General features: G+C 35.7%; 11 protein-coding genes and 1 other annotated feature. Of the genes, 2 read left to right on the forward strand and 9 right to left on the reverse strand.

All coding sequences use genetic code 11. The annotated features are described in order from the left end of the window. Nucleotides 1-138: 138 nt before the first annotated feature. The 6 genes from NiCM35_RS08330 to spoVID form a co-directional block, all read right to left on the reverse strand. On the reverse strand, nucleotides 139-2,988 hold the full coding sequence (locus NiCM35_RS08330) for a vWA domain-containing protein (protein ID WP_095331553.1): 2,850 nt from the start codon (nucleotides 2,986-2,988) through the stop codon (nucleotides 139-141). 259 nt (nucleotides 2,989-3,247) lie between these two features. After that, nucleotides 3,248-4,963: a sensor domain-containing diguanylate cyclase gene (locus tag NiCM35_RS08335; RefSeq protein ID WP_433779186.1), complete on the reverse strand. Its 1,716-nt coding sequence runs from the start codon at nucleotides 4,961-4,963 to the stop codon at nucleotides 3,248-3,250. A 175-nt stretch (nucleotides 4,964-5,138) separates the two neighbouring features. After that, on the reverse strand, nucleotides 5,139-6,440 hold the full coding sequence (locus NiCM35_RS08340) for a bifunctional folylpolyglutamate synthase/dihydrofolate synthase (protein ID WP_433779188.1): 1,302 nt from the start codon (nucleotides 6,438-6,440) through the stop codon (nucleotides 5,139-5,141). Between the two features lie 145 nt (nucleotides 6,441-6,585). Then, on the reverse strand, nucleotides 6,586-9,231 hold the full coding sequence (locus NiCM35_RS08345) for a valine--tRNA ligase (RefSeq protein WP_433779190.1): 2,646 nt from the start codon (nucleotides 9,229-9,231) through the stop codon (nucleotides 6,586-6,588). 64 nt (nucleotides 9,232-9,295) lie between these two features. Further along, nucleotides 9,296-9,525 (reverse strand) — a binding site (T-box leader). Between the two features lie 166 nt (nucleotides 9,526-9,691). Then, on the reverse strand, nucleotides 9,692-10,780 hold the full coding sequence (gene ysxE / locus NiCM35_RS08350) for a spore coat protein YsxE (protein WP_235850299.1): 1,089 nt from the start codon (nucleotides 10,778-10,780) through the stop codon (nucleotides 9,692-9,694). 190 nt (nucleotides 10,781-10,970) lie between these two features. Next, nucleotides 10,971-12,173, reverse strand: coding sequence for a stage VI sporulation protein D (spoVID, locus tag NiCM35_RS08355; protein ID WP_433779192.1), 1,203 nt, complete (start codon nucleotides 12,171-12,173; stop codon nucleotides 10,971-10,973). 291 nt (nucleotides 12,174-12,464) lie between these two features. Here spoVID and NiCM35_RS08360 point away from each other — a divergent pair, with 291 nt between their 5' ends. Both NiCM35_RS08360 and NiCM35_RS08365 read left to right on the forward strand, forming a co-directional pair. Continuing rightward, a complete protein-coding gene (locus NiCM35_RS08360) occupies nucleotides 12,465-13,220 on the forward strand; it encodes a polysaccharide deacetylase family protein (RefSeq protein WP_433779194.1) in 756 nt (251 codons plus the stop codon). A gap of 10 nt (nucleotides 13,221-13,230) precedes the next feature. After that, nucleotides 13,231-14,196: an ABC transporter substrate-binding protein gene (locus tag NiCM35_RS08365; RefSeq protein ID WP_433779195.1), complete on the forward strand. Its 966-nt coding sequence runs from the start codon at nucleotides 13,231-13,233 to the stop codon at nucleotides 14,194-14,196. A 259-nt stretch (nucleotides 14,197-14,455) separates the two neighbouring features. On the opposite strand, the gene NiCM35_RS08370 is transcribed toward NiCM35_RS08365, so the two are convergent. From NiCM35_RS08370 to hemL, 3 genes are all read right to left on the reverse strand, one after another. Beyond that, on the reverse strand, nucleotides 14,456-15,208 hold the full coding sequence (locus NiCM35_RS08370; RefSeq protein WP_217279674.1) for an ABC transporter permease: 753 nt from the start codon (nucleotides 15,206-15,208) through the stop codon (nucleotides 14,456-14,458). After that, entirely contained in the window at nucleotides 15,205-15,948 is a 744-nt protein-coding gene (locus NiCM35_RS08375) for an ABC transporter ATP-binding protein (protein ID WP_095331607.1), read from the reverse strand. Before NiCM35_RS08375 ends, NiCM35_RS08370 begins: the two co-directional genes overlap by 4 nt. Before the next feature lie 203 nt (nucleotides 15,949-16,151). Continuing rightward, complete coding sequence (gene hemL / locus NiCM35_RS08380) at nucleotides 16,152-17,441, reverse strand: glutamate-1-semialdehyde 2,1-aminomutase (protein ID WP_095331543.1); 1,290 nt, start codon at nucleotides 17,439-17,441, stop codon at nucleotides 16,152-16,154. Between the last annotated feature and the right edge of the window lie 2 nt (nucleotides 17,442-17,443).

Raw genomic sequence — 17,443 nt, forward strand, 5'->3', positions numbered from 1 at the left:
AATCACAAACCACCTTTCCTAAATATCACAAAAAGCCCGAACAATTACACGAGAGACTATTTACCTCCCTGTAATTATTCGGGCTTAATTTGTGGGATACTTGTGTTCCAGTCTTTGTTCCGCTAGGGTACAAACAATTTACCAGCGTCCATCTCTGTCTTCTCCACTGCCATTATTTCCTTCCTTTTCTTTTACTACTTTGAAAAGGGTAGAATCTTTAGGTTGGGTACCATCTTTTTGCTTTTCTGCAATGGCGGTTATTTCTGCATAACCAACATCCGCTGCTTTCAAATAATATTGACCATCCTGCTTAATTACTTCCACGGTATCAGGAGCATTTGACAGAACTTGCTCAATCTCTTTATCTGTTGCATTAGCAGGGTTAAAGATTAAGAGATCATCTACTGCTATAAGCTTGTCATTTGTTTCAGCACTACGTTCGATTGTATAAACTGGCTTCGTAAATGAAATATCCTCTAGTTTTACATAGGGTTCTATAACATGTACTGGAACCCTTTGTACAAGATTGGATCCATCTGTCGTCTTCACAATTAATTCTGTCATTCCTGCTGCATTTCCTATTAAGGTATTTTGTCCAGGAATTAAGCTAGAGATAGATGGATTAGCGACAGCTATATCCAAAGTCTTATTCGTAGCATGATTCGGCTCGACTTTTATCGTAAAGCTCTTTGTACCATCAACGTTCATTTCTATCGGATTAGGCTCAATTGTTATGGAAGTTATCGGCCATGCTATTTTAATCGTTTTTATTATCTCTGTATTATTCGCAAACCCACCAGCTGCTTTGATCGATAGCGTATTTTCCCCTGATGTCTCGATGCTGATATTATCCTCTGGCTTGAATGTTTTCCAGCCAGTACTCTCAGAACCGTTATCGATTTTATAAGCATAAGTCACATTTTGTCCTGGTACTTTCTGGGTTAATACAGTATCAATAAACTCTGTTGAAGTGGAACCACTCTTATAGCGTTTTTTAGTATCCTGTCCAATTAATTCAAAGTCAGGTAAAAAGTGCAAATATGCTTTACTGTTATCTGAATAGGTAATTTCAATGGTTTGGTTTTCAGATTCTTGCGCAAATACCATTTCTTTTACAGGCTTATTAGCAAGATTATAATCATTGGGGTATTCGGTATTAGCTACTTTCTTATTTGTTTCTTGTTCCCTTTTTTCGATTATCCCTGCTGCATCTCCAGTATATTTAATCATTGTAAACTCTTTTAATTGTACTTTCATATTCATCGTTTGTGCAGACGGAGATATAGTTGTGGCATTTATAGGCTGGAAACGAGAATCCTTAAAATATAAGTCTGCTCTTGGCATACTTATATTATTTACAGCATAATTGATCTTATATTCAACTGTTCTATTAATTGTCGAAGGAGTAAAGCTTCCAGTCGAGTAATGAATCTCATTCGGTAAAGTAATAATGGCATATCGACTGCCATCCTTTGTCACTTCTTTCACACTATCTGTGGTGACGATGGATACACTATCTGGCAAAGGTTGTTCGATAACTAAGTTAGATAGCGTGCCACTTACTGTATTATTCACAAGACCAATCGGATTCAGCGTGTATTTGACATTAAAATGATTCGTTTTATCTGATGAATTGCTTGTCTTAATTAAATCATTTAGTTCATTTACTTCTTTTTCTAACATCATGGTCGAAGAAAAACTAGCTGGTGCATCCTCTTTTACTTGGATTGTTGCACTTGTTTTCTTAGTTTGATTATTTCCATCTAAATCTTTATATTGCAAAGTTATATCATCAAATACATACGTTCCCGTTTCACTAAAAGTCAACGGCAAAGCCATATCAATAGATCCTGATGGCTCTTGATTGACAGGGAAAAGAATGTCTTTCTTAATAATGATATCCCCCACGCTATCTGTTGTTACATTTGCATTATCACTTAATTTGACCTTGTTACCAAACTTCGCAATATTTATTTTTATCGTAGCTGAAATAGTAGGTGTATTTACTTTTTCCGAAATCGTCTCAAATATTTTTGCAATAGATTGTTCAGATGCTTGTTGGGCTGTTACGCCTGTTGTTTCGGACAATTTATTCAAATAACTCATATCTACATCCTTGTTTGTTCCAAAACCAATGGAATAGAGTTTATAGTTATTGGCGGCAAGATTATTTACCTCTGTTTCGATATGAGATTTTATTGCTTTTTCCACATAACTTAAACTTGTTGAAACGATAGTTCCATTGGATCTAACAGCTCTAGCAGTGTTATTTGTATAAATAGTATACGTAACTGTATCCTTAACCTGCTTATTTGAACATGATTGCCAGAAATAATAATTTGTGCAAACTTTATCTGTAAATGTTTCCTCCATCATAGAAGAAGTTGGTTCGCCATCTGTTAAAAATACAATATATTTATTAGCATTATTATTGCCGCTTGCCAGCATAGATCCCGCTGTTTGAAAGGACTGAGTATAATTTGTTCCCCCAGTTGCAACAAGGCGATTCGCTACATTATTAATAGTCTTTAAATTATTTCTGACATTATCAGCTGAATTATAAGCATAAATAGGAAAATAAACCATTTTTTCTTTTTCTACATCCGTTGAAAAGGGAATAAATGCAAATCTATCATATACATTTGGATCTTCACTAAAGTAATTAACAGCCTGTGTAATTGCATTTTTTGCACTTTGAAATTTGTATGGATTATAACCAAGCTCGTCCATCGATCCTGATTTATCGAATACAAATGCTAAATCAATAGGAGAACGATTGCTGCTGGTCACTTTCCCTTCCGGTGTCAAGCGAACATCTAAATTTCCTTGTGCTACACCACCGCTCGGTTTTACAATAATATTTTGGGATGGGGTAACAGAAAAGCTAACAGATGGAGTAGTGGTAGATGCATTAGTCTGTACAGGTAAAATGAATACTAAAATCAATAACACGGTGAAAAATTTACTAGCTAATTTCGTTCTCCTCATTAAATTGCACCTCTATTTATAACTCTTTTACTAGTTTTATTTTATAAACGCAATATTACCATCATTATATCAAGTACTTTTGAACTAGTATAGCCTTTTTATAAGGGGGATCAATAATCGCTTTACGATAAAATCTCAAAAAAAAATGAACTTCTCCCAAGAAGTTCAAAGAGCTTTTAATTATTGACTATTCACCCAACTATCAAACAGTTAGGTAAATATACTTTTCTGGTTATTCGACCCTTTTTGCAAGAAGCATTTATTTCACATAACCCGCGACACGATTACGTCCTGCTCGTTTAGCACCCACATATAATGCACGATCCGCATGGCGAATCAATGCTAACGGCTCATCCGCATCTATTGGCGCATAAGCTAATCCAAGGGAAGCAGTAATATTTACATTTTTCACTTGGTGACGATCATCGATATTTTGTTTAATGACAAATGGACTAGAGGCAATTCTCTTGCGGATAAACTCCGCTAAATCAAATGCTTCTTTCTTCTCTATATTGCTTAAAAGGATGACAAATTCTTCTCCACCATACCTAGCAACCAATCCGTGGTCACCAATAAGATTTTGAATTCTTTTGGCGAAACCTATTAAAATCTCATTTCCAGCTTGATGACCATATTGATCATTAATCGCTTTAAAATGGTCAATGTCCAACATAATGAGCACTAGATTGTCCAAATTCTTTTCATTCAATTCAGTGAACTGCTCACTTAAGATTTTATCAAAATAGCGGTAGTTATATAGCTTCGTTAGAGCACATCTTTCACTATTTTCCTTTGTTGTTTCAAAATATTTAGCGTTTTCTAGCGCAATAGCAAATTGGCTGCATAAAAGGTCCAAAACCATTAACTTGATGTTTGCAAATGCCTTCTTCTGTCTGCTTCCCAGCAATAAAACACCAATTACTTTATTATTTTTAATTAGCGGCATACAAAGTATACTTTGAACTCCATCCGGCATATACCCCTTGTTTACCTTCTGCCAATCCTGTTTAGAATGGTATACTTCTGCTTTTTTCGACGCCAACACTTTCCCACATATCCCCTCATTTTCTTTCATTATTTCAGGTAATAGCGGTAATTTCTCTTGCTGCTCCACACGTGATATCATTTCTAATTCTTCATTCGTATTAACTTGATGAATAAACACGAAATCAACTTTAAATAATTCATATAGCTTTTCGATAAAGAAATCGATTGTTTCATTTACATACAAATTTTGAGAAAGTTGATGGCCAATCTCGGCTGTTTTTCGTAAATAATCATTTGCCGTTTGACTAGAATGATATAGCTTTAATATAAGCGATAACGATATAAATGGAACACCGATTAAGATTAAGGCAGCTAGACCAATATATTCATACATGAGATATAAAACAATACCTACCGGATATGTGATAATCGTTGTGATTATTTCCCAAATTAAGTCTTTCGTGACAAACCGTTGCTTTCGCTTATAGATAAAGCGAACAATAAAAAAGATACCCAAAGTATTGAGTAAGAGATAGGAAATAAGATATACAGTAATTAAATAAAATGATTTAAAATTTAAAGCAATATCAAATCCATGTCCCCCTCCGAAACTATAGTAAATAATCCCACTAAAAAAGGAAACAAGGAAAAACATAATCGAATTCATAGGTAAGCGGAATAACGACTTCCTATCTAATTTAGCCTGATAGAGCACCGCTAATAATGAGATTTGTACAAGAATAATTTCCGTAACTAATCCAAAAATTAAGAAAACAGATAAAGTTGCCCATTGCAGAAAAAACACAGGGGTGCCATTTATAATCATCGGCATACTAGCGACAATTGTCATAAAAAGTAAAAAAGCAACTAACTCCCAACCCTTATCATAAATTTGCGGAGGGTACAAGGTATAAGAAAACCACAAACCCAAAGGTAGAAGGAGTGTCCAAACTGTCCATATTATTTTTTTGTAGCTTGGATTAATCATCCACTCTCTCCCCCTACCTTTCATCTGTCGGTTAAGTTTATATTTTTATATAACTTTTAATTTATATAGAAACAAAAAAATCGCATCAAATTCTTAAAATTCCCACATTTTAAACCTAATAAATATATACTACCTTTTTCTTTTCTAATAATCTATATTTTTTTGTGCGATATAGTTATTTCAGATAGTTTCTCCAAAATTCCTTTACTTCTGAAATAAAGTACAAAGATCCCGTTATAAGGAACAGGTCATCTACTCTAATCTTTTCCAGTTGCGTGAGAATTGCTTTCTGCCAGTCGCTATTCTGCTCCTTCGATGGATGGTTACTTTCTTCATATAATGTCTTGCTGCTTGCAGCCCTTGGATAGTCAAATGTAACAAAAGTAATTGAAGTTGCCACTTGATCCAATTTAGCAATCATTTTGTCCGTTTTTTTATCAGAAAGTGCTGCAAAGATAATATGTTTTTTCTTATCTTTATAGCGATTAACTAATACATCTACCAGTGCATCGATTCCTTCTTCATTATGCGCCCCATCTACGACGACAAAAGGATTTCCTGACAGAATTTCCAATCGACCAGGCCATTTGGATTGGTATAATCCCTTTCGAATACTATCTTCATTTATGTATTCAAATGTATCCTGCAATAGATGGGCACCCATTACAGCTAGTGATGCATTTTCCACTTGGTGCTTACCAAACATGGTAATCTGTAAATCTTCCCATTTAAAAAACATTGACTTTAGTTCAAATGATTCACTAGAAGGTGTTGAATGGTATTTATCAATCATAAAGTCCTTATCTAATAGATAGATAGGCGCTTTCCTTTCCATTGCCTGATTTACGATTACTTTTTGAGCACCCTTTTGTTTCACTGCTGCAATAATCGGCGTTTCTGTTTTAATAATGCCAGCTTTTTCAAAGGCGATTTTTTCATAGGTGTCTCCTAAAATCGCTGTATGATCTAATCCTATACTTGTAATAATAGAAAGCAAAGGGGAGATGATATTAGTTGAGTCAAAACGACCACCTAATCCTACCTCATAAATGACAATATCCATTTTATTGATATAAGCAAAATAGTAGAAAGACATCGCTGTAATAATTTCAAATTCAGTTGGTCCACCAATCTCCATCTGGTCCATTTCTTCGACAATTGGTAATAGTTTATTTGCTAATGCTAAAATTTCTTCGTCGCTAATTGGTATTCCGTTTACGCTAATTCTCTCATTAAATTGTTCGATGTATGGAGAAGTAAAGGTTCCAACTGTTAATCCTGCTTGTTGCAAAATATTTCTTAAATAAGTAACAGTAGATCCCTTTCCATTTGTTCCACCTATATGAACTGTCTTTATCTGTTTTTCCGGATGATTTAGCTTTTCCATCATCATTTCCATTCTTGTTAACCCAGGCTTTATTCCAAAACGCAAACGAGAATGAATCCAATTTAATGCTTCCTCATAATTATGAAACATTGCTACACCCTCTTATAAGATTAATGATTGCCAGTATTTTCTCTAATTAACTTTGGCTAGTATTATGAAAAGTAAATGCTTCATCCATAGAAGAAGGGTGCCTCAAAGGTTTGATAGCGGAGACACCCTTCGTTCTACTATGAAATTAACCTTTTAGTTCATTAATACGTGCTTCAACTGCGGCACGTTTTTCTAAATAATCTTTTTCTTTTGCTTTTTCCTCGTTAATTACTTTTTCTGGTGCTTTTTTTACAAAGCCTTCATTGCTTAATTTCTTTTGAACACGTTCTACTTCTTTATTCCATTTCTCTAACTCTTTATTTAATCGAGCTATTTCTTCTTCCATATTAATTAAACCTTCTAAAGGAAGAATGATTTCAGCACCTGTTACTACAGCCGTCATAGCTTTATCCGGTACAGCTATATCTGTATCAATACTTAATGTTTCCGGGTTGCAGAAACGCTCAATAAAAGATTTATTTTCAAGAAGGGTAGCTTTCACTTCTTCATCTTTAGCTTTTAATAAAATGCTGATTTTCTTACTCATTGGTGTATTGACTTCTGCACGGCTATTACGAATAGAGCGAATGATTTCTACTAATAGCTTCATATCATTTGCAGCCTTATCATCTGTAAATGCCGGATTTACTTCTGGCCAGTCTGCAACAGTAATCGATTCGCCAGCATGCGGAAGGTTTTGCCAGATTTCTTCTGTGATAAATGGCATAAATGGATGTAATAAACGCATTGTATTATCAAGCACATACGCTAAAATAGAGCGTGTTGTTAGTTTTGCTGCTTCATCATCACCGTATAATGGAAGCTTTGCCATCTCAATATACCAGTCACAGAAATCATCCCAGATAAAATTATAAAGGACTCTTCCTACTTCTCCAAATTCATAGCGGTCAGATAGACGTGTCACAGTTTCAATAGTTTCATTCAATCTCGTTAGGATCCACTTATCCGCAACTGATTTTTCACCTGATAAATCAATCTCATCATACGTTAAACCATCCATGTTCATTAACGCAAAACGGGAAGCATTCCAAATTTTATTCGCAAAGTTCCAAGTAGACTCTACTTTTTCAATACTGAAACGTAAATCTTGACCAGGTGAACTTCCTGTTGATAAGAAATAACGTAAGGAGTCTGCACCATACTTAGCAATTACATCCATAGGATCGACACCATTTCCTAGAGACTTACTCATTTTGCGACCTTGTTCATCCCGAACAAGTCCGTGAATTAATACATCTTTAAATGGTCTTTCCCCAGTAAACTCAATACCTTGGAAAATCATGCGAGATACCCAGAAGAAAATAATATCATATCCAGTTACTAAAGCAGCAGTAGGATAATAGCGCTTATAATCTTCTGCCTCTGTATTTGGCCAGTTTAATGTAGAGAATGGCCATAATGCTGAACTGAACCATGTATCTAATACGTCTGTATCCTGTGTCCAATTTTCTATATCTGCTGGTGCTTCATGGTTTACATAAATTTCACCTGTTTCTTTATGATACCAAGCAGGAATACGATGCCCCCACCAAAGCTGACGAGAAATACACCAATCGCGAATATTTTCCATCCAGCGCATATACGTGTTTTCAAAGCGATTTGGAACAAAGTTAACTTTTTCAGCATCTTTATCTTGCAGGGCGATTGCTTTATCAGCCAATGGCTGCATTTTAACGAACCATTGCGTAGATAGATACGGCTCTACTACTGCACCACTTCGCTCAGAATGACCAACAGAATGCATATGCTCTTCAATTTTGAACAAAACTCCCATTTCCTGTAAATCTTTGACAATTTGCTTACGACATTCGAAACGGTCCATTCCTTCATATTTGCCAGCACGCTCATTCATTGTACCGTCTTCGTTCATTACCAAGATTCTTTCTAAATTATGACGGTTTCCAACTTCAAAATCATTAGGATCATGGGCTGGAGTCATTTTAACAGCGCCTGATCCAAAGTCCATTTCCACATAATCATCCGCAACAATCGGAATTTCTCTGCCTACGATCGGAAGAACTACTTTTTTACCAATTAAATGCTGGTATCTTTCATCTTTCGGATGAACAGCAACACCTGAATCGCCTAACATTGTTTCTGGACGAGTTGTTGCTATTTCAATATATCCAGATCCATCTGCTAAAGGATATTTCATATGATAAAAGGCACCTTGTACATCCTTATAGATTACCTCAATATCAGAGAGTGCAGTTTTGGTAGCTGGGTCCCAGTTGATAATATATTCTCCGCGGTAGATAAGCCCTTTCTTATATAAAGAAACGAACACTTCACGAACTGCTTTGGATAGCCCTTCATCTAATGTGAATCTTTCACGAGAATAATCTAATCCTAGACCTAATTTAGACCATTGGGCACGAATATGACTTGCATATTCCTCTTTCCATTTCCATGTTTCTTCTACAAATTTTTCACGACCAAGATCATATCTGCTTATATTTTGGGCGCGCAGCTTTTCTTCTACCTTTGCCTGGGTAGCAATACCGGCATGGTCCATTCCAGGTAACCATAATACATCATAACCTTGCATTCTTTTCATTCTTGTTAAAATATCTTGTAATGTTGTATCCCATGCATGCCCTAAATGCAGTTTACCTGTTACATTTGGAGGCGGGATTACGATTGTATAAGGCTTTTTTCCTTCATCTGGCTTTGCCTCAAAAAATTTGCCTTCTAACCACCAATCATAGCGACCCTTTTCAATACTTGCTGGATCATACTTTGTCGGCATGGAGATTTCTTTCATTTCCATCCTAATTTCCTCCTAATCGTGTTCCTTTGTACTTTTTAAAGCAAATAAAAAACTCCACTCGTCTTAAAAGGACGAATGGAGTTTGTTCGCGGTACCACCTTTTTTCCAATACAAAATAGGTATTGGCTCTTTAAAAGATGATATCGGATACTGTCCGTCTTTTACTAATAAGCACACCGTTCGCAAAAGAAGCTCGAGGGCTACCTTCCAATGGGTTGAATAGAAATCTCGCAGCTGTTGATTTCCTCTCTTTGAAACAACTTACATTGTACTACTCCCTGTCATTGCTTTAATAATTTATTTTATATATGCTATACTACCGAAAATAACTTAATCTCGTCAATAAGGATTGCCTAAATTTTTTAATTTTATTCATTTCCTTTTTTGTTTGTCTTTACTTTATGTACATGTGAAAAAATGGTGACAATTATTACACCCAATAATAATAGACCCAAGTTTTTTAATCCTGGGTCTCTGCTTGTTCCGCAGCATCCTGCTGTGCTTTTTTTTGTCTTTCTATCTCATCCACTCGCATAACAACATATTCAGTATTTTTTAAAAGCCAATATTGTTTAAGCAGCTTTTGAACATATTTTCGTTCATTAATGTCTTTCTTATTTGCTTTCATATATTTCTCACAAACTCGAATAATGGGGCCTGGATGAGCTAAATAACTTAAAAACAATAGCATTTCATCGTATTTTAACGGATTATGCTTAAAGTACGTATATAGCCACTCAATACATTCATCGTTCTGCTTCGGTCCCGTTTTTAATGAGCGTGCGAGAAATGGAAGTAAATCATGACTGGCCGTTCCATACTTAGCTTTTTCAAAATTAGTAAAGTAGCCATATCCTCTATCATCATAAAGAAAATGCTCTGGTGACAGTTTCCCATGAATAATGGAGACTCTTGCCTTTTCATCTTCTTTCGTTTCCTCATACCATTCTTTTAGCTTTGTTTCCGAATAGATCAACGCCTGCCGAATATCATGGTAATACAGACAGAACATTAATTCAAATGGTGACATATACTCTTTATTTTCGCATAGCTCAATAAAGCCATTTAAAAACTCTTGTTCTTTTTCAATATCTAACTGTGTATTTTCAAAATGCTCCTGTCGATCTTCCTTCTCAATTTTCACTTCCTTCGAAGATAAAATATGAAGGCGTGCAAGCTCGCGAAACATTTGCTGATGCTTCCTGGAATAATTCTCTCTTTCCTCATTTGGTAACCAGGGCATTAAGTAGAACAGCTTATTATCATAAAAAATAGCGTATCTACCATCTACAGCTGGATAGATCGGAACAATCCGATTATAGCCTTTTTGATATAGCATTCGAATATGACGGGTGAAATCAGCACCGTGATGAGGATCCATTCGTTTCAAAGCAAAAGTTCCTTTATTACTGTAAATCTTCGCTACTTTTCCGAACTCCTCTACAAAATTCGGTTCGACTGCATATGGCTTCAAAATCGGTGTATACTTCTTTAATATGTTTTGTTCATTCATATCCGCCCACACTTTCTCATAAAGTGAAACTGCCATCTTCTCCGTTTCTATCGATGGTTAGTTGACGATTCGGGCATTTACCATATATTCGATTAACAATCGACTCTGTTTTGTTTTCCTTCCAATTCCTTTCACTCTCTTACCGTTTAAACTTCAAGAGTAAAAGACGGGTGAAAAGTCAAGAAAAACAGTCAAGCAGGATTTTCTCCTGCCTGCTGTTTGTGCCCTATTTCTCTACAAAATTCCCAGGAATATATAGAACTTGCCCCTCATATATATCTTGATTTGCTTCCATGCGATTTTCTTTTAACAATGCATGGATATTTACATTGTATCGGTCACTTAATTTTTCTAATGTATCGCCTTGCTGTACAATACAAACTTTCACTTTTGTATGCTTCTCTTCTTCTTTTCTAGCAAAAAATTCTGTAAAAGTAAGAGACTTTGTCTTATTAAAAAGGCCTTTCTTCTTTTTAGGCTCCTCATTAGGAGAAGAAGATGATTCTTCTAGTTCTTCTTCTTCCATAACAACCTCTTCTTGCTTTGCTTCAGAGGAGGACTCGTGATCCGGTTTCTGGAAAACTTCTTCTGCAGTAAATACTTTTTCTTCACTACGTAATATGGAAACTTTCATCTCTGGTTCTGCAGGAGAAGCCTCCTCCTCTTTTCTAACTTCCTCAGAAAAATAAGGGATCTTTGTATGTTCGTTTGTGCTCCATTCATCATCCTCTTCTGGAGTCTTTCTAACCTCTAGTTCGAAGGAAGAATATAAGTCATCCTCTGTTTCCTTCTCTTCACGTAATTCCTCTAGTAAGGGACTAACATTTTGAAATGGACTAACGGCAATTTCAACAGGTTCTTCTATGGAATCAGTTAAAACCTCCTCTTCTTCCTTCGAATGATCCCGTATTAGTTCCACTACTTCTTCCTCTTCTTGCGTATGCCGTGCTACTTCCAATTCTTCTTCCCTTTCCTCTTCCGCTATATCCTCCTCCACTTCTTCTGAAGCCAAGCCAGAAATAGTTAAATCAGCCGTTAAATTTAAGCAGCTTCTTTCGGGAAAAACATAATCAAAAGTATCAATCTCGATTTCCACATCATCAAGACTTGTCACTCTTTCAAGAGGAATCGTAATATCGACAGGGAAATGGTGTAAAAATTCACATACCCCTTCCTCTCTCTCCATAACAGAATGCACTAATTTAGGAGCTTTAAAAACCTCCTCCTCTTCTTGTTCCCCTTCATTGTAGCGCTTGTATTCACCACTAAGCTCTAAAGAGCCTTGAATGATAATATACTGATCGTTCTCTTGGATTGTTATATTGGGATCAAGTGAAATGGAAAGCAGATCTGCTACTTCCTGTCCTTTTTGAAACCAGACGGACTCTTCCAACGAAAACCGTAAAATAGACGAATTTTCTTGAGACAAAGCGACTCCTCCTCTCATTCCTTTCACGTGTATATCACTATTGTCTTTAAAAACTTATGATTATCTGTAACACTTTATGAATATTTCTTTTATTTGTTTAGCTAAGAAAGAATCGAACTTTAATAAAAATCTAATTTTTCTGAATTTATACACCAAATTGTTAAAACTATTTATAATTCTAGCCGTTTTTTCCTATTAGGGTCCGATATAATAAAAGAAGATTTTGTAAGTTAACAAAATTACTTAAATTGGAAACGCAGAAATTCTGCATTTTATGAAAGAGGAGGTTTTATGATGGCTTTTTCTGTGTTAATGTATCACGAAATAAGAAAAGAGGAAGATTTTCAAGCAGCAGAACAACATCCAATTGATGTCAAACAAGCATATAAGGATTTCTTGCCCTCTCCCCTTTTCATTACACTAGAAAAATTTGAACTACAAATGGAGTATTTGTTTCACAATGGTTTCCACACTTTATCTTTAGAGGAGGTAAAGGCATATTATGAAAGAGGCAATCCCTTACCGGAAAAATCAATATTACTTACTTTTGATGACTGCTTTCAATCCATCAAAGAATATGCATACCCGATTCTCAAAAAATATCAATTTCACGCAACAGCATTTGTGGTAACAGGATGGCTGCATGATAATGAACGTATATTTGTAAAAGATAAATCTGTATGTTTATCTGCAAGGGACCTAGAGGAAATGAAAGACGTATTTGAATATGCCAACCATACACATCATATGCATATACGTACAAGTGAGTCAGAAAGTCTATTAATGACATCTCGTAAAGAAACCTTTGCCAAAGATCTAGATGAATGCAACAATCATATTCTAATCAACCATAAAAATGTATTTGCCTATCCATTTGGCCTATTTAACGAATCCAATGTACTCACTTTAAAAGAAAAAGAATTTAAACTTGCATTCACTTGTGAAAATGGTCACAATGATATGCAGACTAATCCTCTTTTACTAAAAAGAAATGCCATTCCTTATTTAATAGACTTAGAGGCATTTAAAAAAATTATAACTATTTAGGAGAAAAATGATGAAAAAAATATGGACCCTATCCTTCATACTCGTTTTCGTTTTAGTTGCTGCTGCTTGTGGAAAGACAACAGCAACTAAAACAAATGATCAAAAAAGGAACACGACTGAAAAACCATCCGGGGAAGAACTAACGATCGGCATTTTGCCAGCAGAATCAGCGATACCGATTATTTTGGCAAAAGAAAATGGCTACTTTGATAAAGAAGGACTAAAGGTTTCCATCAAATCCTTCTCTGCTCCTACTGATCGAAATGTTGCCATCCAAGCGAATGAAGTAGACGGGACAATCGCAGATGTCATGACAGCAGCAGCTTTTATGGAGAATGGCATAAAGATGAAGATTACTTCTGATATAAGTGAAGATTTTAAAATTCTCTCCTCTCCAAACTCAGGAGTGACAGAGATGAAAGAGTTAGATGGTAAAAATGTTTCACTTGTACCGAATTTTATCTTGGAATATATTATGGATGATTTTGCAGCGAAAGAAGACTTCACTTATAATATCGTGGAAATCCCTTCTTTTTCTGGCCGTGCGGAAGCACTTATGGCAGATAAAGTGGATGGAGTAGTTTTTACAGAACCACAGGCTAGCATGCTAGTCAGCCAAGGAGCTCACCTTTTAGGAAGCTCAACAGATGCAGGGATTAAAGGAGGAACCATTTTATTTTCAGATGAACTAATATCCTCTAAACCAGCAGATATCAAAGCTTTTTATAAAGCTTATAATAAAGCTATTGACTATATGAACAATACAAAAGCTAAGGAATATGCTGATATATTAACTAAATACCAATTTCCTGATGCTATGAGCAATTATTTATCAACAAAAGAAAGCTTTCCTTATGCCAGTGTAGTGCCAAAAAATTCCTTTGATTCGATTGTTCAATGGACAAAAGAGAAAGGGCAAATTAAAGAAAGCTATACCTATGAAGATTTAACAGACTTTACTTTATTGCCAAATTAAAAAGTATACTTTTTAGGAAAAACAGAATACAAGTAGACTGATTTAATTTGTTTACGAATACTATTCATAGTAGATTCTCCTTGCTGCGTATTGATTGCAGTTGATATATGCAGCATAGAGGATCTTCTTTATGACTAATCCCACAGGAATGCTCCTATGGGGCTGAGCGAAGTACATGCTGATGTGCTCCCCCCAGCCTACTTTCTTAAGTTAAATGGAACAAATTAACGCCTTCCCTCTAAACTATATGTATCTCTCTTTACTTATAATTCCAAGGTGTCATTTTTAATTCTAGTTTATCTAATAAAATAAATAGCAATAAACCAATACATCCTAAGGCTACAATTCCTGCGAACATTTCTTCATAATTCATTTTTGTCCAGGCGCTGATAATATAGTAGCCAATTCCATATGTCGTTGCATAGTTTTCGGCAAAAAATAAGGTTGCTAAACTAATCCCTATGCTGATTCTTATCCCCGTAAATATCGCAGGTAGTATGCTTGGAAAAATTAAATAAATGAATTGCTGAAAAATAGCTGCCCGATAGCCGTTCATCACTTTGAAATAGCTTGCCGGTATTTGTAAGACACCATCTCTGACAGACAAAATGATTTGAAAAATAATAATCCAAATAATTAACATGATTTTAGACTCGTTTCCTAAACCATACAAAATCATAAATATCGGTAAAAATGCTACTTTGGGAATTGGATATATATAATATAAAAAAGGGGATAGCCATGTATTAACTCTCTTATTTTTCCCTAAAATAATTCCCATGGGAATACCTATTACCAAAGAAATAAATAATGCAATGAAAATTCTTAACAAACTGGCTCCTGAATGAAGAAGCAATATATATTTGTCGTGCCACATATAGGTAACTGTTAAAAGCGGAGATGGGATGGTGTGAGACTGGAGGAGAAAATAGACAATATACCAAAATAAACCGACACTTATAAAACCTAAGAATAGTTGATTCACGATGATTTTTTTTATAATGTTCTTCATACCTCTACCACCGCTAATCTTTTTCGGACTTCAATACAAGCCTTATAGAAGGACAAATTTTCTTTTGCTCTCTCTACTCCAAATAAGGGATTTTCGATCATCTCGATATCACCATTATCTTGTAGCAATAAAATATACTCCCCAAGAAGGACTGCCTCTTCAATATTATGTGTAACAAACAATAACGTGGTCTGCCGTTTTTCCACCTGCTCAGCAATTAACTGTTGAATTTGTTCTTTTGTCATTTCATCTAATGTAGATGTTGGTTCATCCATTAGCAACAAATCAGGTTTATTAATAAGTGTTCTTGCTAAAGCTACCCTTTGCTGCTGCCCTCCACTTAACTCCGTTGGATATTTATTCTCCATCCCACTTAATCCCACTTCTCTTATTAATGCTGTTACACTTTCCTTTATTTCCTGTTTTGCTTTTCTTTTATCTAACTTTAAAGGCATTGAAATAGAATCAAAAACTTTTAACCAAGGAAAAAGGCCTAAATCTTGAAACATAAAGCCAATATCCTTTTGTGGATGCTGGATTTTCTTCCCATCCATTAATACTTCTCCCTCCGTTGGGCTTAAGAAACCAGCGAGAAGATGGAGAAGTGTACTTTTCCCCACTCCAGACTTACCAATTAAAGCATATGATTTGCCCTTTTCTAAATCCAAATTGATTTTATGTAAGATAGTAGTATGATCATACGTAAAACTAACGTCCTGCATCTTTATAAATGAATCCATAAAAATCCCTTCTTGTCCTATTAATAGTTGCATCATAACATACTATTTCCCTTCATAAAGTGGCAAAAAATCGACAGTTCTAGGTAATTTGAATACATAGAAAGATGGGATCAAGTAAAACAGCCTAAAATCCCGATAAATTGCCATGGGGATTTTAGGCTGTTTTATTTTTCTATAACGAATAAGTTACTTTACAGTTTTATTTAAGCCTTCAACGTAGAAAAAGCTTGTTCAGCAGCACGAATCGTGTGCTCAATATCCTCATCCGTTAATGCTGTAGATAAAAACATCCCTTCAAATTGAGAAGGAGGAAGAAATACGCCTTGTTCTAACATACTATTATAAAAGGCTGCAAAGTAATCTAGATTAGATGTTTTTGCACTTTCATAATCTTTTACATCTTCATTAGTAAAGAAGAAACCAATCATAGAGCCAGCGCGATTTACTGTGAACGGAATCTCATATTTTGCAGCTGCTTCTTTTAAGCCTTCTTCTAAACGGTCCGCTTTTCGGATAAACTCTTTATACGTATCTTTTGTTAATTGCGATATTGTTTCAAAACCTGCTGTCATTGCAAGTGGATTACCAGATAAGGTACCAGCTTGGTATATTGGTCCGCTTGGCGCAATTTGGTTCATAATTTCCGCTTTTCCACCATATGCACCAACAGGTAATCCTCCACCAATTACTTTTCCGAGACAAGTTATATCAGGTGTAATGCCAAAATAGCCTTGCGCGCATCCGTAGTCCACACGAAATCCTGTCATGACTTCATCAAAAATAAGTAAAGCACCATATTCTGTTGTCACATCACGCAAACCTTGCAGGAACCCTGGCTTCGGAGGAACAACTCCCATATTTCCCGCAACCGGCTCCGCAATAATAGCTGCAATGTCTTCGCCATACATAGAAAAGGCGTATTTTACGCTCTCTAAATCATTATAAGCAACCGTAATCGTATTTGCTGCAACGCTTTCAGGCACTCCAGGACTATCTGGTAAACCAAGTGTCGCTACCCCAGATCCTGCTTTAATAAGCAAGGAATCGCCATGACCATGATAACAACCTTCAAACTTCAGAATTTTATTTCTCCCCGTATAGCCTCGAGCTAAACGGATTGCACTCATTGTAGCCTCTGTGCCAGAAGAAACCATCCGAACGATTTCGATACTAGGCACTCGTTCTTTTACAAGGGCAGCAAGTTCGTTTTCAATTAACGTTGGTGCTCCAAAACTAGTTCCTTTTTCAGCAACTTTTTTAATACCCTCGACTACTCGATCATCAGCATGTCCTAAAATAAGCGGCCCCCATGATAAAACATAGTCAATATATTCATTGCCATCAATATCGTAGATTTTAGAGCCTTTCCCTGCCTCCATAAACACTGGGTTTCTTTTAACAGATTTAAAGGCACGGACAGGGCTATTTACCCCTCCTGGCATTAATTCTACTGCTTCTTTATATGCAGCTTCTGATTTTTGATAGGAACGCATTT

The organism is Niallia sp. M35 (assembly GCF_050971705.1).
GTDB lineage: Bacteria > Bacillota > Bacilli > Bacillales > Cytobacillaceae > Niallia > Niallia circulans_A.

Excerpts from the sequence above, each read along its gene's own strand:
- NiCM35_RS08330 (WP_095331553.1), bottom strand. The coding sequence starts at position 2,988 with ATGAGGAGAACGAAATTAGCTAGTAAATTTTTCACCGTGTTATTGATT.
- NiCM35_RS08335 (WP_433779186.1), bottom strand. The coding sequence starts at position 4,963 with ATGATTAATCCAAGCTACAAAAAAATAATATGGACAGTTTGGACACTC.
- NiCM35_RS08340 (WP_433779188.1), bottom strand. The coding sequence starts at position 6,440 with ATGTTTCATAATTATGAGGAAGCATTAAATTGGATTCATTCTCGTTTG.
- NiCM35_RS08345 (WP_433779190.1), bottom strand. The coding sequence starts at position 9,231 with ATGGAAATGAAAGAAATCTCCATGCCGACAAAGTATGATCCAGCAAGT.
- ysxE (WP_235850299.1), bottom strand. The coding sequence starts at position 10,780 with ATGGCAGTTTCACTTTATGAGAAAGTGTGGGCGGATATGAATGAACAA.
- NiCM35_RS08360 (WP_433779194.1), top strand. The coding sequence starts at position 12,465 with ATGATGGCTTTTTCTGTGTTAATGTATCACGAAATAAGAAAAGAGGAA.
- NiCM35_RS08365 (WP_433779195.1), top strand. The coding sequence starts at position 13,231 with ATGAAAAAAATATGGACCCTATCCTTCATACTCGTTTTCGTTTTAGTT.
- NiCM35_RS08370 (WP_217279674.1), bottom strand. The coding sequence starts at position 15,208 with ATGAAGAACATTATAAAAAAAATCATCGTGAATCAACTATTCTTAGGT.
- NiCM35_RS08375 (WP_095331607.1), bottom strand. The coding sequence starts at position 15,948 with ATGGATTCATTTATAAAGATGCAGGACGTTAGTTTTACGTATGATCAT.
- hemL (WP_095331543.1), bottom strand. The coding sequence starts at position 17,441 with ATGCGTTCCTATCAAAAATCAGAAGCTGCATATAAAGAAGCAGTAGAA.